Genomic DNA, 21,349 nt, shown 5'->3' with positions numbered 1-21,349 from the left:
GCTCCTTTTGCCGGAGATAGGACAAGGCTTCGCTGACTGCCTTTAAGTCCTGTGAAGTCCCCCGGTTCTGTCCAGCCCTCGTCCAGCTTTTTCGTTCTTCCTTTCGTATCTCCATATATTTCATCAGCAGGTTGGGGAGAAGCGTTGCTTCCTCCGCCGCTTTTTGTGCAAGCAGCTCTTTCCGTTTTTCGCCCAGCTCGGCAATCCAGCCCTTGAGGTTGTGGATGAGCTGCCGGATGGACTTCATCAGGCTGTTGGCGGCTCTGATTTCCCGGTTCAGGTTGCCGATATTCGTCTGAATACCACGCTTTTCCATCTGCCGGACAGCAACTCCCTCATGGACAGTAGGGATAATATCAAGCCCCTGTCTGGCATAGGAACGCAAGTCCACACGCTCCGGGCGGTCATTGGCTTCCAGATAGCGGTTCTGGATGACCTCCCATTCATGCCGCCAGATTTCACAATACTTCTGGTCGTTCCAGTCAACCGTATCCTCCTTGTGGCTTTTCCACCTGCCGGATAGTAGCTTTATCCGTTCCCCGTTTTCGTCAAAGTCATAAACCTTGCGGCTCTTGGGAAGCCATTTCCCATGTTCGTCCATTGCCCTCATAGTGAGTAAGACATGGGCGTGGGGATTGTGTCCCGGCGGACGGGGGTCATGGATGGCAAAGTCAGCAATCATACCTTTGGAAACAAACTGCTGCTCACAAAACTCCCGGACAAGGACAGCATATTGGTCGGGCGGTATCTCTCTGGGAATGGTAAGCACCCACCGCCTTGCAAGCTGGGAGTTCCATTGCTTCTCCACCGCTTCGGCGGCGTTCCATAAGGTATTGCGGTTTGCATACTCCGGCGGGGCATTTGCCGGGAGCAGGATTTCATTGTGGACGATACCACGCTTTTCCGGGTAGTGCTTCACTTGCTGGTCGTATTCACAGAACAGCTTTTCACCACTCTGGTAAGCAGCGGCGGCAACCGCAGACTGCCGCTGGCTGCGCTGCACAATCGTGATTTCATTGTGTGGACAGGGCATTTCGTGTCCCTCCTTTCAGTAATTGGTGGATGGGGTGGCGTTTTGCCACCTCATTTTGGGCAGAAAAAAAGCAGGCAACCTTTTTCAGATTTCCTGCTTGGTGTGCCGCTGTGTGGGCGGCGGGTATTTAGTTGTAAGAGTTTGGGGTTACTTTTTGACTTCCTTTGTGATTTCAGTTGTCTCTAACTGTACCCGATAAGTGCTTTCTTCTCCGTTCAAATTGGTTGTTTTCAATTCAAACCACAAATTATCAGTCAACTTATCAGCGTCACTATCTCTGAGAATGTCACCAGAAATTTGTCCAACATTTCCAGAAACATCTATTGTCTCACCTGTCTGATCATCAACACCATTAGAAAGCAGAGTTTCTTTTTCGCTTCCATTGATATAAATGGTCGTTGAGTATGTGGTAATATTAGCAAAATCGTCTGACATCACTTTCAAATCACCACCATAGCAAATTTCATCTTTGCCATCTAAAATAATTACACCATTCGACACAGAAATATATTCATTTTCTCCGCTAAATGAATATACTTTTAAGGACTGTTCTTCATTGCTTTCGGAGGAAGTGTTGCACCCTGCAAGCAGAACCGTACAAGCAAGCAACGATAGCATAACTGCCATTATCTTTTTCATAATATCACCATCCCATCAAATTCTGATTTATTGCTGACTTCATTATACTTTATTGCCTATCGAAAAGATAGCATATTTTATGAAACTTGTCGGCTGGGAACAGCTTGCAGCGCAAAGTGTCCCCAGATGGCAAGTCCACAAAAGGGTAGCTGGCGGCAGCCAGCGCAGGGGAAGCGTAGCGTCCCCTGTTTGATTTGGAGCAGACCATGACTGCGGAAAATCACAGCCCTCCGGCGAGGAGCCTTCGGAGAACGCAATGCACCAACTTCTGGGTGGTGTATAATTGCGCCCTTAGTAAACTAAGGGGTTTCCGGCTTCTCCCGTTCCAGTAGTTTTTTCAATAGTTCCTGCGTGTCCTGTCTGTGAAAAATGAGTTTCAACAACAGCATTACATCATCATCTGTCAGGCGTTCCGGCTCTTGCAGAAAACTTTCCAGCATACCGCCACGGGTACAGAGCCGGTGTGTCCGTTCCTTTCGGGTAAGCTGCTTCAACTGGTGCTGCAATGCCTTTTCATCATTGATGGCTTTCCGCAGTTTCTTTTCGCTTTTCTCCAGCTCCCGGTTGAGCTTTTCCAGCTTTGAGGTATCAGGCAAGGGCAGCGTCCTCCTTTCCCGGTATCAGCACATAAATCCGGTTTGGTTCTCCCACGCCCTGACGCACCCGCATGATAAGTCCGGCGGTTTCCAGTTCATTCAAAGAACGCTTGACCGTCATAGAGCTGCGGGACAGGACTGCGGCAAGGGCTGTGACAGGGAAGCAGACAAACAGGATTCCGTTCTCGTCCTCCTGCCCTTTGGATAGCATAGCGTCCAGCATCCGGCAGTACATAACCTTTGCGGTGCTGCTGACTGGAAATCCTGTTAACGCTCTGGGAAAGGGCATACAGAGCGGCAATGGTGTGTCTATCGTCATAAATTCAAAATTCATTCGGTGTGTTCCTCCTTTTTCTTTGCTCGTTTGGATAAATAACGGGGGCAGTTAATCACAACCGCCCGGAAGCTCTGCCTGCACCCATGCTGGCATTTCCGGCATAATTCGTTGTAAGTGACACGCCCCCGGTCATTGAGGTAAAAGGAAAGCTCATGCTTTCTCTTTTTGCTCATTCTCGGCATATTGCGCTTCCTCCCGTTTTTGTGTATGGTTTCGGGGCGATTTTTGGCAAAATTACAGCCATAGAACCGCCTAAAATCTCCCGAAGTATCAACGATAGGGTAGACTATCCCCCTATCAGATTGTCGTGTTTCGGTATCATTTCGGTGTCAGTTCGCCAGTTCTCCCCGGTGTCGTTCCTCCCCTGAATCTCACAGCGGCGTATCGCTCCCGTTGGTACGCTCGTTTTGGTCAGGGTTCCTCCATATCCCTGCCAAAAGTCATGGCACTACATCGCCGGGGAAGCATATCCCACACAGGCTGGTCATTCGATTGGAATAATCCATCGATGAACTACCTGTATCATAGAACATTTTTGTGCCCTGTGCCGTATGTCCACAAAGTAGGAATTAGGGGTAAAAATCAGAAATTTCCACGATTGCGGAATTGATATGATATAATCAATTCAACGGTTATAAATGTCGTTAGAAAGGGGGAACTGCTTCAATGAACGGAGCTACTACAATACAGGAACGGCTAAAAGATTTACGATTAAACAAAGGATTAAAACTGGAAGAACTGGCAGAGCAAACGGGTATTTCAAAATCGGCTCTTGGCAGTTATGAAAAAGATGACTATAAGGAAATCAATCATGGAAACCTTATCACGCTGGCAGATTTTTATGGGGTGTCCCTCGATTATCTCTTTTGCCGGACAGAGAACCGGGCGGAGATCAACACGCCATTAAGGGAGCTGCATTTGAGTGATGAGATGGTAGCACTTCTGAAAAGCGGTCGGATTAACAACCGTCTGCTGTGCGAACTTGCCACGCATAAGGACTTTATCAAGTTTCTTGCGGACATTGAGATTTATGTGGATGGGATTGCCACCATGCAGATTCAGAACCTCAACGCCCTTGTCGATACCGTCCGGCATGAAATCATTGAACGGTATCGCCCTGGCGAAGATGACCCCCATTTGAAAGTGTTGCAAGCCGCCCATATCAGTGATGATGAATATTTCAGCCACATGGTTCTGGATGACCTCAACCTCATTATCCGGGATATTCGGGAAGCCCATAAAAAGGACAGCGAGAGTGCACCCCAGACCACCGTTGCCAATGAACTGAAAGAAAATCTGGAAGCGGTCGAAAATTTCAAGGGCAGCCGGGATGAAAAGCTGGTTGTCCTTTACTGCAAACAGCTCGGCATCAACTATAAAAATCTGTCAGATGAAGAATTTCGCTGGCTGATTCGGATTCTCAAAAAGTCAAAGAAAATGGGAACGCCTATCAGCCAGAGGAAAAAACGATAAAGAAAAACCGCTGTTGCATGGTTTGTTGACTTCCATGTAACAGCGGTTTGTTCTGTGGTTATTCAGTTAAAAGTTTAGTTCGGTAAACTGTAGCTTTCGGTTATAGATTTAATATTAAAACCAACTTGGTCTTTCTTCCCTAAATTCGGGTTGGTCGCTATGCTCATAAGGATTATAATTATTCAAATTACAACCAAACTCTTTCAATGACTTTATTTTATCATCCTTTGTCCATTCAACCAGAGAAATCCCATCAAATTCCTCTATATTCCCATTGTTCATTTCATTTTTGAAATACCATTCTACAATCGTAGTATTTTCCTTGTGGAAGAATTGTTTAATTTCCCAAACAACGACTTTGCCACGGGTATTCCATTCCTGAAACCAGTGTTTTACGATTTGACGATTATTATATTGAGGACTCCAACTTTCAGTATAAATTACATCTTCCGTAAAAATATTATCAATACCTAAATCCTGTTTTGTAAGCCACATTTCAAACCACAATTGAATAATTTTTTCTCTTTCATTCATGATTCAACACCTCACTAACTTTCGATTGAATAAAAAATCACTCTATCCATACCGTTATGAATAAATCATCTCATGCAAAACAATTTCTTCTGCCCGGTTGTGAATGTTATTGCAACGCTGCACCCATTCCATTTGACAGGTACGCTTCAATTCCTCGGTCACGCCCTCGGCAGCTTTCATCTGCTCTATGATGGTGTCTAACCGTTCCTGTGCCTGTTCGTTCAGGTCTGCAAGATATGTCCATAACTCCCCGGTCAGTGTCAATGTGTTCAATCGGGCTGGGTGGACTTCTCTTAAATATTCCCGGTGCATCCGTCCATACTTTCCGATGGGGCGGTGTTCCTCCGGCAGCTTCAAGTCTGGGATGTAGTAATCTCCAACAAGGATATAATCAATTCCGTTTTCCGTTATTCTTGGTTTTAATTCGCTCATGTTCCTTACCTCCTGTGGAAGCAGGCTCGTCTGGTACTAACTCAATTACATCAGTAATCTCACAATTCAGCGTTTCGCAGATACGGGCTAATGTGTCCATGCTGATGTGCTTTCCCTCTTTACTCATGTTGGCAATCATATTCGTTGTCATACCAGCGGCAAGCCTTAAATCCTCTTTCCTCATATCACGCTCTAACAGTGTGTGCCAGAGTGGTTTATAGCTGATGTGCATATTTTTCCTGCCTTTCTATCCATACCACCGGGGCGGCTGCCCCGGCAGGAACTTTTCTCTTATTATAACACCAATCTTGTGTAATCACAATTTATTCTTGTAGCCTGCCGCTAATACCGTCTGGATTGTGCTTTTCCTTTCTTTTTGTTCCCTTTAATTAGCCATGAACTGCTTCATGCCCTGAGACTTAGCACCAGATAGCGATAGGTAATCTTTTGATGTAATCTCCAGATTTTCCCCCGCTCCACACCGTGCATGCAGTTTTCACCACACACGGCGTTCCATCGAATTCAACAGCCAGGGTTTTTCATATACGATTTACACACTTCGTAACAGCATATTTATTAAAGAATGAATGACAGCTCATAATCTTTTTTTTGTTTCGTGGCTGCTCCAGCTGCAACGATTTTCCTGACCTCAGGAAAATCGTCTGGAATAATTGGCTATTTCTAATGAGCTCGGATTGGTCGATTCCTCCGGGCTCTAACAGTCAAACTTTTGTCACCCGTTTAGGTATAAGAAAAGCCCGGAAAACCTTCCCGGATCAGGCTGTGCACTAAACGCACTTGCCATTGATGAGCCGTTGGAATATGCAAAACTGTATCTTGGATTTTGCCTACTGAATATTGAGAAAATTTAGGCTGAGAATTGAAAAAAGGCTATCCCTTTATTGAGACAGCCTTTTGAATTTAATTTGACTTATCTATCGTTTATTCTCTCATTCAGATTCTTCTCTGTATTCAAAGACGAACCACTTTTCATTCATATAAATTTCTATTGTATCGTCTGCCCCATACTGATAACCAAATCCACTTCCAAAATTAGACTGATTATCTTCTGTTGGTATTTCAGTTCCATCGACAGTTGATGTTATTTCTCCATCCATAATACCACAACGTGCATCCATGATGCTTTCTCTCCCTGTATCGAAGTATAATTTACCATCTATTCTTACCATAGGTATTCTATCCCACATGGCATTTGCTTCTGTCTGTTCTATCACGGTAATTTTATAAACCTCTCCTAATTGTGCAGGATATGATTCCATTATTTCTCCGTTATAGCTAATTTCTACGAAATCTCCAATTTGCAATTCAAGGTTCTCTTCGTTTGATATATAAAACTTATCTGCTGAATCAAGTTCCAAAGAACCATCTACCGGTTTTACTATTATTGAATCATGATTCGTTTCAATTACCGATGCCTGAAATGTTACCATTAGCGGTCTATTATCTGCCGAAGCAAGCATTTCAGTTATACAATTACCTAAAGCAGGCGTTGGTTTATAAATTCCTTGATATGGCTGTTCTACATATTCGATTCCTTTATCTACATAGTAAAAAAGAGTAGTTCCTGCCGCCCCATCACAATTTATATTGATCGTAATAGAATCTTTGTTGACCGGTGCATCATTGATTGATTGCTGACTGGTTGTTTCCATATCCATTAGCATAGATAAAAATTCATCAATAAACTCCGTAGCTTCACCTTCTGTGTTAGGTGACATAGCATATTTGTCACCGTCAGAGACACCAATCGATACAATATCCTCTCTGGCTGGCAATCTAATAGGATTCCCCTGTTCTTTTCTTCCACATGCACATAACATAATTGAAACAAAGCAGCAAAGACAAACAATACTGCATAATTTCTTTTTCATGGTCATAATCCCCCCAAAATATATTTCGTATTATACGTTATCTAAGTGTATATTTCAATGTGTGGGAAATAGCCGGAACGTGTTTTTATGCATTGTGAATGCATGTTTATAGGCTCGTTTTCAGTGGGTACACAATTCCGAAAAGGGAGTATTGTTTTTATCTATACGATAATTGCCGCCATTGAATGGCGGCAACTCCTTATACAATCTTTTCACTTACATTTTCCACCTACTTCCGGTTCCAAAGCTTCAACAATTGTTCGCAAATCGGTGCATAATGTTCCCCAATAAGTCCGAAATCCATCTCCTTATACGTCCAGACAGCACAACCGATACCGAACTGTCGGAATACGGTATCCACATCCGTGAACCAGCGCAGGGTATCTTCTACAGGCGCCTGATCAATAACACCGAATTCTCCACAGTACAAAGTCACTCCGGCATTTTTCGCAGCAGTAACCGCTTCCATCACCATTTCCGTGATAAATTCTGTTCCCATGGTCCGTGACTGTGCCTTGCAGACTACTTCTCCCTGATATCCGATGGGTAGTGACTTTGTACGATAATAGTCCATTGCTTCCGGATAATAGATATCTTCGGTCTGGCTGATGGTCGGTACCCAGTGTGCTTTCTGATGGGTAAACAGCAACGGCTCATAGAAATGGAACGTGAACAATATGTTTTCATCCTTGGGCTTCCTTAACAGTTTCAATGTCTTCACACTGTTCCATTGAATTCCGCCGTATATAATAATGGTGTCTCTGGCTATTCGGCGAATAGCGTCCACCGTTTCCGCAATGAGCAGATTCCACGCTTCCGCATTTTCCTGCTCTACCACTTCATTCAGCAGTTCAAATGCGACATGAGTCTCGTTCGCATAATGCTCTGCGATCTTGATCCACAGATTTACAAAACGCTTCTGCACCATTTTATTTGTAAACAGAATATTCTTTTTCTTATCTCCGGCATTATTAAAATCATAGCCATACGCTTTATGCAGATCCAGTACAATGTTCAATCCCTGCCGTTTACACCATTCCACCACTCTGGTCACATAAGCAAAGCCCTCTTCTCTGGTTCTGCCATATTCATCTTCCAGTACTTCATAATCAATTGCCAGACGTACATGGTCAAATCCCATGGAAGCAATCTTACGAATGTCTTCCTCCTGAATAAATGCATCGTAATGTTCTGTGCTATGCACACACTGAGATAAATAGCCACCTAAATTGATACCTCTCTCTAATTTCATGCTCTTGCCCTCCTGATCCTTCACAACGGAAAATTTATAATCCTGCAGTTCTTCTTTTCTCTATCATATAATTTGAAACAAAATTCATATATCGTTTCTATATTATTTCTATCGTTTTTATGCTATATTATTTATAGCTATCAGTGTGCCACTATCTTCACTCCACAAGAGAAAGAATCGCATAGCGGTTTTGAAAAACACTTTCATAATTTCAGAAAGGTGTCCATATGAACATTCCTCAGGAACTTCTCTATCAACAATATGTCCGCAGAGAATTAGAAACTTATCGCGCCCCTTATGATCCGGAAGCGGAATTTTATAGCTATGTCAGGCAGGGAAATACTAAAAAAATAAAAGAATTATGCCATGAATCTTTTCAGGAAAAGAAAGGCCTGGGTGTCCTCTCGGATTCTCCTCTGCAAAATCTGAAATACCACTTTACCATCACTGCTGCTATGCTGGCAAGATACTGCATCGAAGGAGGTATGGAAGTCACAGAGGCTTATGATCTCAGCGACTACTACATTCATACGGCGGATCTAATGAAATCAAAAAAAGAAATTTCCGCCCTGCACCCGCAGATGTGTCTGGATTACACTACTCGCATGGAAAAATTGCATAGAAATCATGCCTGCTCCCGTCCGGTTGCCCAGTGTCTGGAATATATCTATGATCATTTACATAATCGTATCACTGTCCCGACGCTCGCCGCTCATGCCGGCATATCTCCCGGTTATTTAAGTCACCTGTTCGCAAAAGAGATGGGAATTTCTGTCAGTTCCTATATACAGAGCAAAAAAATAGAGACCGCTCAGAATATGCTTTGCCATTCCGATTATGCGATCTCTGTAATTTCTTCTACTCTGGCGTTTCCCAGTCAAAGTTATTTCACATCTGTATTTCGGATAAAGACTGGGAAAACACCAAAGCAGTATCGTGCAGAACACTTCCGCACTTCCGGCATCAAATAAAAGAACCGGAGTATACATAAATCCCATAATTTTTGCTATCCTATGTATACTGTAAAGATTCCGATTTTTCGTTGCCTGCGACTTCCCAATAAACGGTAAGTTGACTATCAACTGATAATCAAAAATATCATTCCTAAAATTGCAAATCCTTCACAGATCGCAACTATCTTAAAATTTTTTGAACTCATTTTCCCATTTTTATACTCATCGTGGCACAAATAAATTGTAAGTGCTGCAACCGCAATCGTCATTACCCCAATAGTTGGCATCATTTTTGTCACCTCCATAGTCGAGTACTAGCGGTTGGTTAGACCTTACCAGACAGGCATTCCACCTGCTAGACTACTCGCCCTTATCTGGTCGCACAATCTCGATTTTCTTGATTCTGCAAACTTTATCGTCTTGTTCCATTCTTATCAAAATTCTTTTTTAATGCTATTTCTGTTGGGAGAATAGACCCAATTAAAGGAATAAGTTGAACACCACAAATAATTCCTCCCATACTCCCAACACAATCTTCACTTTTTCCAATTACTAAAAGCATGAATATTACTGTTATTGGCAACATAACCATTCCACAGACATACCAGACTTTGCCGCAATATTTATGAGCAAATTCCCATGTGTCTTTATTCTTCATAGACATCGAAGTCCGATATCCAAATACTGAATTTATTTCCTTTGGAGCCTTTTTCATAAAATATCTTCCAAAACCAATCATCGTAAATGGAAGAAGCAAATCCATAATCAACATAAAAATCCAAAACTCCATTGTAAATCTCCTTTACTATAACTTCCGCTTTGTATTTTCGTTTTTATTCTTTTTTGTGAAATTCTTTCAAATTTAATTCACGTTTCAATTCTTCCTCTGACGGCAGATAGGTGAAATATTTCGATGCAAATATCTGGTGATTATCTTCAGGAAGCGTATATTTTACAATAGAATCTCCCTTATCTGCACAAAGTACAATCCCAACAGGCTGCGTATCTCCTTCATTCATCATTTCACGAGTATAAAGATTAATTATACCATAAGCCTGCGTATATTTGTATCCTCGTCCAGAAATACACAATCCCATTGCAGTGCAAGAATTTCTTCCCGGCGCAGACCGGAATACAAACCGAGCATAATAAACAAATATGGAGGAAGCCCCTTGATTGTATCCAGAAGCACGGCTACCTGCTGATCTGTCAATGCCTCTCTCTTTTTTGATGGTTTTCCGCCCTTGCCCGATATTCCCACACAGGGATTGTGTTCAAGAATTTGGTTTCTCTCTGCCGCATAAAAAATGCACTTGAGCAGCATATTGACCTTGTTGTATAAGCCTTCCGATTTCTTTGACAATGGAACAAGAGCCAGCCGAATATCGTCAGCAGTCACTTCTTCCATATACATATCTCCCAGAGGTTTGATGATATAGTTTGTCATATCCCTCGTATAACCTCTGAGTGTAGACGCAGACACCTTTGCCGACTGCATCAGCAGCCACTTCTCGCCATACTCGGCTACTGTCGGGTGCTGCCGGTGAAAGATAATTTCTTCCACCTGCTTCCGGGCCTCTAACTGCTTTTGCCACTTTCTTTTTGATACGTCTGTTCATGGTCTATCCTCCTGCAAATAGATGATTGTCTGCGCTGCCCGCTCATTTGTGATTTGTGCCAATCTGAAATCCCTCCTTTTCGATTTTTGCGTCTAAACTTTCCGTAGAGTACAGAAAATTCCCGCCCTAAACTATGCGTCGGTTGTCATGTGCCACCCTGCGCATTATACTATGAACAGACAAAACGCAAAGGGGGTGTCTGATATATGGACGCCAAAAAATTTGGTACATTCATTGCAACATTGCGGAAAGAAAATAACATGACGCAAGTTGAGTTAGCACAAAAGCTGCAAGTGACCGATAAGGCAGTCAGTAAATGGGAACGGGGTTTAGGTTTTCCCGACATAAACACGATAGAGCCATTAGCCGACGCATTGGGCGTTAGCGTGTTGGAAATCATGCGGTCGGAACGGATTGCAGAAACCGAAATTACCCAAGATACGGCTTCCGCAGCTTTGACAGATACATTTGAGCTTGTAAAGCTCCAGCGCAAGGCTGAACGAAAATCCATTCTTAAAATTGCCGGGGGTGTTGCAGCCTGTCTATTTCTGATATTCTTAATTGACGGTATGGGTTGGCTCGGCTTTGCAATGGTGTATTTTCCTGTTATCTGCCTTATAAGCAGTATCGCACTTTTGATTTACGGCGTATGGCGAAAGAAAAACAAGCTGCCATGCTTGCAGACTTTCGTTTTAGCTGCCATTATGCTGCTAATCCCGATAGCTGTTGTTGTGTTCCTGTTCCTTGCAGGGGCTTTAGGGCTTGCTCCTGTTCCAAACTAAATACAGTAGCGAAGAATTTGTAAGACGGTCAGACGTTTTTGTTTGACCGCCTTATTCTTTTCGTTACTACAAGTCCGCTGCGTCGATTTCGTCCTGCGACATAAGCTCTTTGCCACAATGTCAAGTGATGAATTAAAAAAAGACAAGCACCATCAAAGAAAAATTTCTTTCACAGCACTTGTCTTTCTCTATTATATTATCGTTATAAAAGCTCCTACTTAAATACTTACAGACTGTTCTTCAAAATCTCCAACACTTCATCATGATTCAACACCTTATATCCGCCCTTCATAATCAGTGTTCCGCTTGCGATACCTTTCAGCATTTCTTCTGACACTCCCAACTCATGGAGATTCATTGTAAGTCCCAGTTCTTTCATCCAAACTTCCATACAGGAAAGTCCCTCTATGGCAATCTGTTCATCAGATTTTCCGGCAGGATCGACCTCCCACACATTCACAGCAAAACGGCAAAACTTGCTAAGACCATAAGGCATAATATACCGATAGTAAGGAAGAGACACCGCAGAAAGCGTCATTCCGTGAGTTGCATCCGTATATGCTCCTACTGCCTGACCAAGCATATGAACCATCCAGTCGGTACTTTTTCCTCTGGAAACAAGCGTATTCAGTGCCCAGGTTGCAGCCCACATGATATTCGACCTTGCCTCATAGTCCTCTGGATTCTGAATGGCAATTCTCGAACTGTGAATTACCGATTTCATCAGTGCCTCGCTGATATAATCGCTGGTATTGTCGTCCTCCCCAGAGAAATACTGCTCGCAGATATGGTTGAAAATATCATAAATGCCGGCCACCATCTGCAGTTTCGGCAATGTGAAAGTGAATTTCGGATTCAGGATTGCAAACTTCGGCATCACAGCATCTCCAAACACATGACCAATTTTCAGCTTTTGATCGTGATTGGTGATGACCGCACCTCCATTCATTTCGCTTCCGGTTCCCACCATAGTCAATACACAGCCAACAGGGACAATCTCACAATCCGGCTCCTCAAAGCGGATATAATATTTCTCCCACGGATCTTCGTCACAGTGAACAGACACGGAAACCGCTTTTGCATAGTCGCAGCAAGAGCCGCCGCCTACAGCCAGCAGAAAGTCCACATGATTCTCTCTGGCAATCTGAACACCCTCCCGCAGTTTCTCCACGGTAGGATTTGGCATCACTCCTCCATCCTCAACGACTACTTTTCCGTTATCTTTCAGTAATCTCATAACCTGATTGTAAATACCATTTTTCTTGATAGAACCACCGCCATAAATTAACTGAACGGTTTTTCCATATTTGGGAAGCTCCTCGTTCAAAGAACAAAGAGACTCCTCTCCAAAGTAAAGTTTTGTCGGATTTGAATACGAAAAATTTCCTAACATAATGTTTTTCCTCCTTAGTCCTGATAGATTTCTTTTGCCATGCGGAATGCTGCCCATGCTTTCGGCCAGCCAGCATAAAAGGCAGCGTGTGTCAAAATTTCTGCCATTTCTTCTTTTGTAATACCGTTCTTTTTTGCTTCTCCTATATGAAAGGCAAGAGAGTTGTCCAGAACGCCGCTTGCCATAAGTGCTGTTACTGTAACAATGCTTCTATCTCTTGCAGGGAGCTTATCTTCTCGTGACCACACTTCTCCAAACAGAACATCATCATTCAGTTCCGCAAATTTTGGTGCAAAATCACCCAGAGCATCTCTGCCCGCTGTTACCTTTTTCATAATCTGTCTCCTTATTTTAGCTTACTGTATTCTTCTTCCTTCACCGGTTCCAACCATTCATTAGAACTTCCTTCTGCCGGTACATCCACCGCCAAATGAGAAAACCAGCTATCAGGAGCAGCGCCATGCCAATGCTTCACTTCCGGCGCAATATTGATGACATCACCGGGGTTCATCTCCTGAGCCGGTTTTCCCCACTCCTGATAATATCCACGTCCGGCAGTACAGAGCAAAATCTGTCCGCCTTTGTGATGAATATGCCAGTTATTCCGGCATCCTGGCTCAAAAGTTACATTTGCAATTCCAACTCTTTCCGTTGTTAGCATGGACAGGTAACTCTGTCCAACAAAATATTGTGCATACGCATCATTTTTCTCACCCAATGGGAAGATCTGTTTAAAATCTTTTTCTGTCATGATTGATTCTCCCTTCAAGAATTAAAATAGCCTAAAATCTCTTGCATCCTTGCAACCTGATCCACATGGAACGGGCAGCGTTTGTTACAATGCCCACATCCAACTCACAGACTTTTTACCCATGCTTTCAATTCTTCCTGAGACAACGAGCCATTCAGCATTTTTCCTTTCATCAGGATAGCGCCAGGACAGCTCGGTGCAAGTTTTTCATTTGTGTTTCCCATGCCGCTGCCGCCAGAAGTAGCAAAAGGAACGATGGTTTTGCCTGAGAAATCATAACTCTCCAAAAAAGTGTTAATAATCGTTGGTGCAACATACCACCAGATAGGAAATCCGACAAACACTAGATCATACTGATCCATACCTTCCAGTTTCCCGGCAATTGCAGGACGGAATGTCGGATCGTTCATCTCCACACTGCTGCGGCTCTTTTTATTTGTCCAGTCCAGATCGGCACTGCTGTACGGCACCTTTGGTTTAATCTCATACAGGTCTGCGCCTGCCGCTTCCGAAAGTTTCCACGCTGCCTTTGCAGTCACGCCGCTTGCTGAAAAATAGGCTACCAAAATTTTCTTACTCATAGTAATTTCCTCCGTAAATTATGTTATTGAACTTATTATAAATGAATCTATATCACCTGAAATGTTTTCCATTTTCCGGACTTCTGCCTCCAGAAGAAAATGACCGCCCGAATGCTCCAGTCGCAAACCATTGCAATAGCAATCCCGATCACGCCCATTTTCAAAACAATTCCCAAGAGCCATGATAAAAGCAGGCGCACTGCTATTGTAGATATAACCGAAACATACATGGTGAATTTTACATCACCCGCTGCACGCAGCCCATTACTAAGCGCACCGGAAAAGGGATATGCTGCTGCATTAAACACGTTATGGATTAAAACCAGCCAGATCACAAGCCGTTTGGTCTCCGGCTGCAAAGCATAAAATTTCATAAAGAATGGGGTCAGAAGAAAAATCAAAAGATTCCATGCCGATGAAATCAGCAATGTGATTCTTGTCAATCTCTTAAAATAATGATCCGCAGCATCTGTATCCCCATTTCCCATACACTGTCCAATGACTGTTATAAATACGGGACCCATAGCAACTCCCGCCAGTGCAGCCAACGACCAGATACTTTGTGCAACGCCATTTGCAGCAATCTGGTATGTTCCAAAAAGTGCAACAATACTGCTTAATGCCACTTTTACTAACTGGAAAACGCCATTTTCCATTCCGTTTGGAATTGCGATTTTTAGAATTTGTTTCATGAAATCCACATTCCACCGAAAAATCCACTTGCAGCGATATAACACTTCATTTTTTCTCTGAAAACAAAGTGCTGTAATCATCACGGCTGAAAATGTCCGAGCGATCAGTGAAGGGTATGCAACACCCGCAACACCTGCACGCAAAACAAATACACCAATGAGATTTCCAACAACATTGATGATATTGGAAATTACCGACAAATACATGGTCAAACTGGTTTTTCCAATACTGCGAAAAAGGGCAGCGCCAGCATTGTAAACCGCCAATGCCGGATAGGAATATGCAGAAATCCTAAGGTATGTAATACAAGAGTGCATCACAGAATCTTCCACTTTACCGAACATCAGACGAAGCATCCCTTCATTTCCAATCAGAACTATCATTGCGATCAGTATGGAAAAAATCGCAGAAAATGAAAGAAGCTGACTGGCGGATTCTCCAGCGTCATCATTTTTCTTTCTACCAATATACTGGCTGATCACAACCGCCCCTCCAGATGCCAATGCTGTAAATAGATAAATAAAAATAGTATTGAACTGATTTACCAGTGAAACACCGGATACTGCCGCTTCTCCTGCGTAGCTGACCACCAGTGTGTCCGCCATCCCTACAAGCATTATCAGCAGCTGCTCTAAAAACAGGGGAATAATCATAGCCTTCAAACTCTTATTTGAAAACAGAACCGTTTGCTGATCCATGCCTTTTCCTCCACTAAGATTTTACAATTTATTCTTTTCTTCTGCTCTGTGAGGTTATCTTTCTGAGTCCTTTCACTGTGTAAAAGCCGATAAAGACCCATAGTCCCATCATGGTGATATACCCTGCAAATACAGAAACTGCACTCTGTTCAAAATCAAAAAACACAAACTCCTGTTTAAGGAACATATAGGAGACAATATTTTCCTTATGGAAACAGTACGCTCCGTACCCCGCAATAAAAATTGCTATAAAACGCATCAGCCATACAAATGTAGCAGGGGTTTTCTTTCTGCTCCAAAGTCTGCGGAACAGTCCAAGAACCATGCTCCAATGAAATCCTAAATGAATACTCATCAGCACAAATCCCCAATAAGATGCCGCCAGGTGCATGGTTCTCGCTGTTGCCATCGGCCCTTGAATGGGTAATCCCGCAAAAATGTGACGGGACAACACAATTCCACTGAACCCCAAACACAGCATAGAAATAAGGACACTGATATTGATGAGTGTCTGCATTGCCCGCAGCAGGGTATATTTCCCTTTGAACAGGCTACCATACCACCGGATATTCAGAATGTTATGTAGCAAAAACAGTACAAGCATCCCTGTTCCAAACCACTCATGAAGCTTCTGTCCGGTGACTTGATAAGCCATCAGACAAAGTAACAGCGCTGTCATCAGTAAATCAATTCCCATCTTTATTTTTAGTTTCATGAGTCATTTGTCCTTTCGTATCATTTAGATAAACCGAGTCCCTGCACCCATTCGCTCACTCTGCTTTCCGCATCGGTTACACTGGAACTGCCAATATGAAGTCCGTCAAGAATGGTTGCATCCGGCTCCATATTTTTAATTTCATCAATCGCATCCGAGAATGCACTGCCACCGGAAGTGCAGAAGGGGATCACTGTTTTCCCACTGAAGTCATACTCGTCAAAAAAGCTATACATTACCATAGGCATACCATACCACCAGTTTGGGAAGCCAACAAAAATCGTATCGTACTGATCCAGATTTTCGATATGCGTAGCCAATTCCGGATGAATGCCATTGTTCTTTTCAGTCTGTCCAACCTCAACAGTATCATTGTAGTTATTGGGATAAGGTTCTACTGTTCGGATAGAAAACAATTCTCCGCCGGAAGCTTCTGCAATCATACGGGCCATCACACCGGTATTGCCTGTGACTTCACCGTTAAAGATTTGAATACTGGCTGATGCAGAAGCGTCCACGTCATCGGGAAGCTCCGCATTTTCGCCGTAGGTAAAATAAGCAATCAGAATATTGCTACCTTTCGTTTCTGTGCCTTCTGCGGGAGTGGATTCTATCACCAGAGAGGGTGCTTCGCTGGACACAGGATCAGAAGCATCGTTCTGCTGTGTATTAGAGCAGGCTGCCAGAGAAAACACCAGTACAACAGAAAGTATCAGTGCGGTTATTTTTTTCATGTAATCATCTCCTTGAAATCTTCTTTATCGGGTTATTCTGCCAGGTTCAGATCAAGGCTGTTTACCCATTCCATAACGGTATCCTGAGAATCGCTGCCATTTAGCCGCCGTCCATCAAGCCAAGTAGCTCCGCTGGTGAGACGCTCCAGATTAGACGCACTGGAACCAATGCCGCTGCCACCGGAAGTGCAGAAAGGAACAATGGTCTTGCCGGAAAAGTCATAGCTTTCCATGAAAGTGCTGACGATTCTCGGTGCCTCTCCCCACCAGATGGGATAGCCAACGAATATGATGTCATACTGCTCCATGTTCTCAACAGAACCGGAAATTGCGGGACGGGCATTGGGATCGTTCATTTCAATCGTAGTACGGCTGTTGTTGTCATTGTAGTTAAGGTCTGCATCTGTATATGGATCTTCAGGAACGATTTCGTAAATGTCTGCGTTCAGACCATTTGCGATATGCTCTGCCACACCCTTTGTGGTACCTGTCGCAGAGAAGTAGGCAACCAAAACCTTATGATCCTGTACATCTTGATTCTCCGTATTCTCCATATCTGTCCTGCTTTCCGCAGAATTGGTATCAGCTTTACTTTCCACGGAAGTATCTTCTGTAGATGGTTGCTCTGTCTGGCTTGCAGAATTTCCGCAAGCTGCAAGTCCCAAAATCATAGTCAAAGAAAGTAAGATAGCGATTGCTTTTTTCATTATAAATACCTCCATCATTTTTATTCTGCCAGCGAGAAGATGACTTCCTCCCGGCTGTCAAGGTTTTCAAAAACAGATAAGTCCGAAGTCACTCTGCCAATCGGAATGACATCCACAGAAAGTACCGGGTTATCTGTCTGTGCATAGAAAATGGCCATATTATGGTGTGCCTCGCAATAGGTAATATCACCATTCTCAAAATTCTTCTGACCGCCTTCCAAATGTTCTGGATAGAACTCAACCCCTCCATAGTATTCTCTGCCACCGTAACCCACCATGGAAATTGTCAACGGAAAATATGTTTTGATTTCCTCTGCCAGTTCTGTATCGTATAGAATTCCATCTAAACTAACTTCACCAACCGTAATCTTGATAGGAGTTCCTGTTTGTACTTCAGATTTAGATATTCCTATATCTGCAAGCCATGATGAAACGGCATCCTGTGCGTTTGGAACATCTTTTGCTTCAATCGCAATACCCTCTAACGAAACTGCTGCATGGCTTGCTTCTGCAATAGTCTGATAACTGTTACCTGCACCATAGCCATCATGGGTACAAAATGGGATAACTGTTTTCCCACTTAAATCATACTCCTTCAAAAAAGATAGCACTGCCTGCGGAACATCTGTTGCCCATACGGGATAGCCAATAAATACCGTATCGTAAGCGGAAATATCCAGATTGCTTTCTTTAAGCTCCGGCAAATAATTACGACTCATTTCATCATGGTTTACATCCCGCAATTCATCAAAATCTGCCGTATAAGGAGTAACTGTTTCAATCCGGTGCAGATCTCCACCCACATTCTCCGCTATCATATTAGCGACATACTCTGTTGTACCATAACGGGAATTATTATCCACTACAATACTTGCCGAAGTTATGGCATCCACATCAGAGGGATATTCTGTATTGCCCCAGCGTGAAAAATAGACGATTAAAGTGTTATTGGCCGATTGTTCGCTTTCTGTGCTTTCAGATTCTAAAACTGCATTAGACACTGAAACGCTATCTTGCTGAGAAGATGGACTTGTGGTTTGTCCACTGCTCTCCTGCGATGGATCTGCGCTACTGCTGCAAGCAGTCAGCATAAAAAGCAGAGAAAAAACGAATAGAATAGATGGAAATTTTTTCATAATTACCCCCATTTAATTTGTCACTTCCTCTTATTGTTATTTTTGTATTTTACAGATCATATAATCGATTGCATCAAGTGACTGCTGCTTTTCATGTACCTCATCAAGCAATTTGTACCGATATTTTCGCAACATCCTTATCTGCATTTCTTGATCTTCACATCCTGAAATTTTTGCGATTTCTTCTTTGCTTAATCCGGCGTTTATAAGGGAATCATAATCCGGTTTCATGAAATGGCACTCCCTCCTCAATAAAAAATATAGGTGCAGAAATTAAAGCTGTTTGCTTTATCTCTACACCTATATAATAATTTTCTAATTGAATTATATCAAATGCTTAGTTTTTATGGCTTATCAATGCCTAAAAAGCATTGAATATGTTTGATGAATTTTGTGGTTGCTAAGCTAAACGGCTGACCACGTTTCCATGCTAATACACTTGTTGCTGTAAGTGGCGGATCAAGCGGTCTGAATGTAACCTTTGATTGATCCCAGAAGGGTACAGCCCCTTCAATCACCAATGAATATGCCAAGCCTCCATTCACCATAATTGCGCTGTTCGTACTTAAATTGCTGGTAAAAACAATATCCAGTTTCTCATAGTAGTTGCCAAACCAACTTGCCAACTCACTCTGCACATTCATACGCCTTGGAAGAATCAAAGGCAGTACAGACAAATCTTTTGCGCTTACCGTTTCTTTCTTGGAGAGTGGATCATCCGATTTCATCAGAACCACCCATTTTTCCCTTATATTCAAACGAATAAATTCATATTTTTCCATATCAACCGGCTCAAGAAGCAAACCAATATCCAGTAACCCCTTATCCATCTGTTCCTTTACCAAATCTGCTGTGGCTGTAAAAATATCAAAAGTAACACGGGGATATTTCTGACGAAAGGACTCAATTATTTTAGGAAGAAGTTGTACAGCAGCAATTTCTCCACACCCAATGGAAATTTTACCTTCCACCTGTTCCTCTTGCTCCACTAATTCTTTTTCTGTCTTATCTACAAGCTGCAAAATCTCTTCCGCACGACGGCGAAGAAGTATTCCTTCATTTGTCAATTTGATTTTCCGTGTCCCTCTATCAAACAGCTTTACACCAATATCTTCCTCCATCTGTGCAAGCTGACGTGAAAGTGTCGGCTGCGTGATATGTAAAACTTCTGAGGCTTTTGTGATACTTTCTTCCCTTACTACAGTCAGAAAATATCGAAGGACTCTAATTTCCACGAAAAATACCTCCCAAATTCATCATGCTTAATAAGTATATTTTAACGTATCTATACTCGAAAGGCAATAAAAAACATCTGCTCATCGTATGCCCAAAAGCTCCGACATTTCTTTGAGCGTGGTTTTTTCCTTGCCGCCCAAAAACAGGGTCGTATCGCAGTTGCCGACAATGGTATCTGCGTTGTCCTTGTAGATCGCCTTTAGCTGTGACTGTGATTGCAGAATGATTGACGCGGAGATTTCACGGCTTCGGATAGTGGCAATGAGCTTTTCAAACTTCGGTATCTGCCCGATATTCGCAAACTCGTCAAGCAGACAGCGCACATGAACAGGCAGCCGCCCGCCGTACACATCATCAGCCTTATCGCACAAAAGGTTGAATAGCTGCGTGTGTAATACGGTTCCACTGAGCCTGCAAATAAAAAGTCAAGGCTAAATTCATGAAAAGCGTAACTTAACTGTAACGTATAAGAAAAGCAAGGTACACTGTTTTGTGCCCTTGCCTTTAATTTCTGTCTTTGAAGAAGTCAGCCCAATATGGGTTTTCTTCATCAAATATCTTTTTCTGTTCAGCTGTCAGATTATGCGGATAATCAGCAAACATATTAAATGTGTGCTCTTTATCAAAGCTGAATAACCATTCACCTTTGGTTTCAGAATTATCTAACCACCATATTTTATCATCAGGATTATTTTTATACCAATTTCCCGGCATTACTGTACACCCCTTTACTGTTTATCAATACTTACATTCCAAGTTTTCAGGAATTTTACAAGGGATTCCATCATCCAAGCATTTCTGAATCGTAGCCTTTATTTCATCTTCATCCTCACTGCGGAACAGGAACACCGGGAAGTTTTCATCAAATTCATCCACATATTTCAGCAATAATTCATCCACGTAATCACCTTTTCACTTTTCAATTCTGTTCAATGTAATTGTTGAATATTTTCAGTATCTATGATAATATAATTAAAGAGGAACAACTGCACAAAGTGGTTAACCCCATCAAAGTTGATTATTAAAAAATCACCCTGACCGCCAAGTTAAGGGTGATTTTTGCATTTATTTGTGCTTATCTATGTAGGTAAGCAACGCTATCAGAAATATTCCAAAAGACAACAGTAATGTTATCACTTCAAAAGTATTCATCAGCATCACCC

29 protein-coding genes and 3 pseudogenes are annotated in these 21,349 nt (G+C 42.6%); 3 read left to right on the top strand and 29 right to left on the bottom strand.

The window, feature by feature from the left end:
• From mobQ to OCV77_RS13990, 5 genes and pseudogenes are all read right to left on the bottom strand, one after another.
• Positions 1–1,033: pseudogene (gene mobQ, locus OCV77_RS14010) on the bottom strand (MobQ family relaxase); the annotation flags it as partial.
• A 147-nt stretch (positions 1,034–1,180) separates the two neighbouring features.
• Complete coding sequence (locus OCV77_RS14005) at positions 1,181–1,672, bottom strand: hypothetical protein (RefSeq protein WP_002304359.1); 492 nt, start codon at positions 1,670–1,672, stop codon at positions 1,181–1,183.
• Between the two features lie 299 nt (positions 1,673–1,971).
• Entirely contained in the window at positions 1,972–2,268 is a 297-nt protein-coding gene (locus OCV77_RS14000; protein ID WP_002594808.1) for a DUF3847 domain-containing protein, read from the bottom strand.
• A complete protein-coding gene (locus OCV77_RS13995) occupies positions 2,261–2,602 on the bottom strand; it encodes a DeoR family transcriptional regulator (RefSeq protein ID WP_003533392.1) in 342 nt (113 codons plus the stop codon). The genes OCV77_RS14000 and OCV77_RS13995 overlap by 8 nt, the downstream gene beginning before the upstream one ends.
• Complete coding sequence (locus OCV77_RS13990) at positions 2,599–2,787, bottom strand: hypothetical protein (protein WP_003533394.1); 189 nt, start codon at positions 2,785–2,787, stop codon at positions 2,599–2,601. Before OCV77_RS13990 ends, OCV77_RS13995 begins: the two co-directional genes overlap by 4 nt.
• Positions 2,788–3,271: 484 nt before the next feature.
• Here OCV77_RS13990 and OCV77_RS13985 point away from each other — a divergent pair, with 484 nt between their 5' ends.
• Positions 3,272–4,078: a helix-turn-helix domain-containing protein gene (locus tag OCV77_RS13985; protein ID WP_262575614.1), complete on the top strand. Its 807-nt coding sequence runs from the start codon at positions 3,272–3,274 to the stop codon at positions 4,076–4,078.
• Between the two features lie 114 nt (positions 4,079–4,192).
• On the opposite strand, the gene OCV77_RS13980 is transcribed toward OCV77_RS13985, so the two are convergent.
• From OCV77_RS13980 to OCV77_RS13960, 5 genes are all read right to left on the bottom strand, one after another.
• Positions 4,193–4,612, bottom strand: a complete 420-nt coding sequence (locus OCV77_RS13980) for a nuclear transport factor 2 family protein (RefSeq protein ID WP_173785159.1) — start codon at positions 4,610–4,612, stop codon at positions 4,193–4,195.
• 54 nt (positions 4,613–4,666) lie between these two features.
• Positions 4,667–5,044: a TnpV protein gene (locus tag OCV77_RS13975; RefSeq protein WP_147514746.1), complete on the bottom strand. Its 378-nt coding sequence runs from the start codon at positions 5,042–5,044 to the stop codon at positions 4,667–4,669.
• Positions 5,004–5,276 carry a helix-turn-helix domain-containing protein gene (locus OCV77_RS13970; protein ID WP_015524252.1) on the bottom strand — a complete coding sequence of 91 codons (273 nt, stop codon included), beginning with the start codon at positions 5,274–5,276 and terminating at the stop codon, positions 5,004–5,006. The genes OCV77_RS13975 and OCV77_RS13970 overlap by 41 nt, the downstream gene beginning before the upstream one ends.
• 718 nt (positions 5,277–5,994) lie before the next feature.
• Positions 5,995–6,936: a DUF5301 domain-containing protein gene (locus OCV77_RS13965; protein WP_262575611.1), complete on the bottom strand. Its 942-nt coding sequence runs from the start codon at positions 6,934–6,936 to the stop codon at positions 5,995–5,997.
• Between the two features lie 229 nt (positions 6,937–7,165).
• The gene (locus OCV77_RS13960; protein WP_262575610.1) at positions 7,166–8,188 is read right to left on the bottom strand and encodes a glycoside hydrolase family 5 protein; all 1,023 of its coding nucleotides are present in this window, start codon (positions 8,186–8,188) and stop codon (positions 7,166–7,168) included.
• A 227-nt stretch (positions 8,189–8,415) separates the two neighbouring features.
• On the opposite strand from OCV77_RS13960, the gene OCV77_RS13955 reads away from it, so the two are divergent.
• Positions 8,416–9,159: a helix-turn-helix transcriptional regulator gene (locus tag OCV77_RS13955; RefSeq protein WP_262575608.1), complete on the top strand. Its 744-nt coding sequence runs from the start codon at positions 8,416–8,418 to the stop codon at positions 9,157–9,159.
• Between the two features lie 107 nt (positions 9,160–9,266).
• Here the strand turns inward: OCV77_RS13955 and OCV77_RS13950 are convergent, their stop codons facing one another.
• The 4 genes and pseudogenes from OCV77_RS13950 to OCV77_RS13935 all read right to left on the bottom strand — a co-directional run.
• Positions 9,267–9,431, bottom strand: coding sequence for a hypothetical protein (locus OCV77_RS13950; RefSeq protein ID WP_262575606.1), 165 nt, complete (start codon positions 9,429–9,431; stop codon positions 9,267–9,269).
• A 122-nt stretch (positions 9,432–9,553) separates the two neighbouring features.
• Positions 9,554–9,931, bottom strand: coding sequence for an SdpI family protein (locus OCV77_RS13945; protein ID WP_118352304.1), 378 nt, complete (start codon positions 9,929–9,931; stop codon positions 9,554–9,556).
• 43 nt (positions 9,932–9,974) lie between these two features.
• Positions 9,975–10,238 (bottom strand): PDDEXK nuclease domain-containing protein, encoded by a 264-nt coding sequence (locus OCV77_RS16755; RefSeq protein WP_262575604.1) that lies wholly within the window; start codon positions 10,236–10,238, stop codon positions 9,975–9,977.
• Positions 10,208–10,735, bottom strand: a pseudogene (locus OCV77_RS13935) (tyrosine-type recombinase/integrase); the annotation flags it as partial. The gene OCV77_RS16755 and the pseudogene OCV77_RS13935, both read right to left, overlap by 31 nt.
• A 231-nt stretch (positions 10,736–10,966) precedes the next feature.
• On the opposite strand from OCV77_RS13935, the gene OCV77_RS13930 reads away from it, so the two are divergent.
• Positions 10,967–11,542 (top strand): helix-turn-helix domain-containing protein, encoded by a 576-nt coding sequence (locus tag OCV77_RS13930; RefSeq protein WP_262575602.1) that lies wholly within the window; start codon positions 10,967–10,969, stop codon positions 11,540–11,542.
• A gap of 226 nt (positions 11,543–11,768) precedes the next feature.
• On the opposite strand, the gene OCV77_RS13925 is transcribed toward OCV77_RS13930, so the two are convergent.
• The 15 genes and pseudogenes from OCV77_RS13925 to OCV77_RS13855 form a co-directional block, all read right to left on the bottom strand.
• Positions 11,769–12,935 carry an iron-containing alcohol dehydrogenase gene (locus OCV77_RS13925; RefSeq protein WP_262575600.1) on the bottom strand — a complete coding sequence of 389 codons (1,167 nt, stop codon included), beginning with the start codon at positions 12,933–12,935 and terminating at the stop codon, positions 11,769–11,771.
• A 14-nt stretch (positions 12,936–12,949) separates the two neighbouring features.
• Positions 12,950–13,270, bottom strand: a complete 321-nt coding sequence (locus tag OCV77_RS13920; RefSeq protein WP_262575598.1) for a carboxymuconolactone decarboxylase family protein — start codon at positions 13,268–13,270, stop codon at positions 12,950–12,952.
• 11 nt (positions 13,271–13,281) lie between these two features.
• Complete coding sequence (locus tag OCV77_RS13915) at positions 13,282–13,686, bottom strand: cupin domain-containing protein (protein ID WP_262575597.1); 405 nt, start codon at positions 13,684–13,686, stop codon at positions 13,282–13,284.
• 104 nt (positions 13,687–13,790) lie between these two features.
• The gene (locus OCV77_RS13910; RefSeq protein ID WP_262575596.1) at positions 13,791–14,267 is read right to left on the bottom strand and encodes a flavodoxin; all 477 of its coding nucleotides are present in this window, start codon (positions 14,265–14,267) and stop codon (positions 13,791–13,793) included.
• A 47-nt stretch (positions 14,268–14,314) separates the two neighbouring features.
• The gene (locus tag OCV77_RS13905; protein WP_331488890.1) at positions 14,315–15,613 is read right to left on the bottom strand and encodes an MATE family efflux transporter; all 1,299 of its coding nucleotides are present in this window, start codon (positions 15,611–15,613) and stop codon (positions 14,315–14,317) included.
• Positions 15,614–15,686: 73 nt separating this feature from the next.
• Positions 15,687–16,373, bottom strand: a complete 687-nt coding sequence (locus OCV77_RS13900; RefSeq protein ID WP_262575593.1) for a DUF4405 domain-containing protein — start codon at positions 16,371–16,373, stop codon at positions 15,687–15,689.
• Positions 16,374–16,393: 20 nt separating this feature from the next.
• Positions 16,394–17,107, bottom strand: coding sequence for a flavodoxin (locus OCV77_RS13895; protein ID WP_262575592.1), 714 nt, complete (start codon positions 17,105–17,107; stop codon positions 16,394–16,396).
• A gap of 32 nt (positions 17,108–17,139) precedes the next feature.
• Entirely contained in the window at positions 17,140–17,814 is a 675-nt protein-coding gene (locus OCV77_RS13890; protein ID WP_262575591.1) for a flavodoxin, read from the bottom strand.
• Positions 17,815–17,834: 20 nt separating this feature from the next.
• Entirely contained in the window at positions 17,835–18,950 is a 1,116-nt protein-coding gene (locus OCV77_RS13885; protein WP_262575590.1) for a flavodoxin, read from the bottom strand.
• A gap of 36 nt (positions 18,951–18,986) precedes the next feature.
• On the bottom strand, positions 18,987–19,181 hold the full coding sequence (locus tag OCV77_RS13880; RefSeq protein WP_209285019.1) for a DUF4224 domain-containing protein: 195 nt from the start codon (positions 19,179–19,181) through the stop codon (positions 18,987–18,989).
• A gap of 113 nt (positions 19,182–19,294) precedes the next feature.
• Entirely contained in the window at positions 19,295–20,185 is an 891-nt protein-coding gene (locus OCV77_RS13875) for a LysR family transcriptional regulator (protein WP_262575589.1), read from the bottom strand.
• Positions 20,186–20,275: 90 nt separating this feature from the next.
• Positions 20,276–20,587 (bottom strand): annotated as a pseudogene (locus OCV77_RS13870) (TraG/TraD/VirD4 family protein); the annotation flags it as partial.
• 103 nt (positions 20,588–20,690) lie between these two features.
• Positions 20,691–20,900, bottom strand: coding sequence for a DUF7675 family protein (locus tag OCV77_RS13865; RefSeq protein WP_262575588.1), 210 nt, complete (start codon positions 20,898–20,900; stop codon positions 20,691–20,693).
• A 24-nt stretch (positions 20,901–20,924) separates the two neighbouring features.
• The gene (locus tag OCV77_RS13860) at positions 20,925–21,086 is read right to left on the bottom strand and encodes a hypothetical protein (protein WP_262575587.1); all 162 of its coding nucleotides are present in this window, start codon (positions 21,084–21,086) and stop codon (positions 20,925–20,927) included.
• A 165-nt stretch (positions 21,087–21,251) separates the two neighbouring features.
• Positions 21,252–21,338 (bottom strand): putative holin-like toxin, encoded by an 87-nt coding sequence (locus tag OCV77_RS13855; protein WP_262575618.1) that lies wholly within the window; start codon positions 21,336–21,338, stop codon positions 21,252–21,254.
• Between the last annotated feature and the right edge of the window lie 11 nt (positions 21,339–21,349).

Origin of the sequence: Suilimivivens aceti, assembly GCF_025567405.1 — a bacterium.
GTDB classification, from domain to species: domain Bacteria; phylum Bacillota; class Clostridia; order Lachnospirales; family Lachnospiraceae; genus Suilimivivens; species Suilimivivens aceti.
This window is presented reverse-complemented; position numbering and strand designations above follow the sequence as displayed.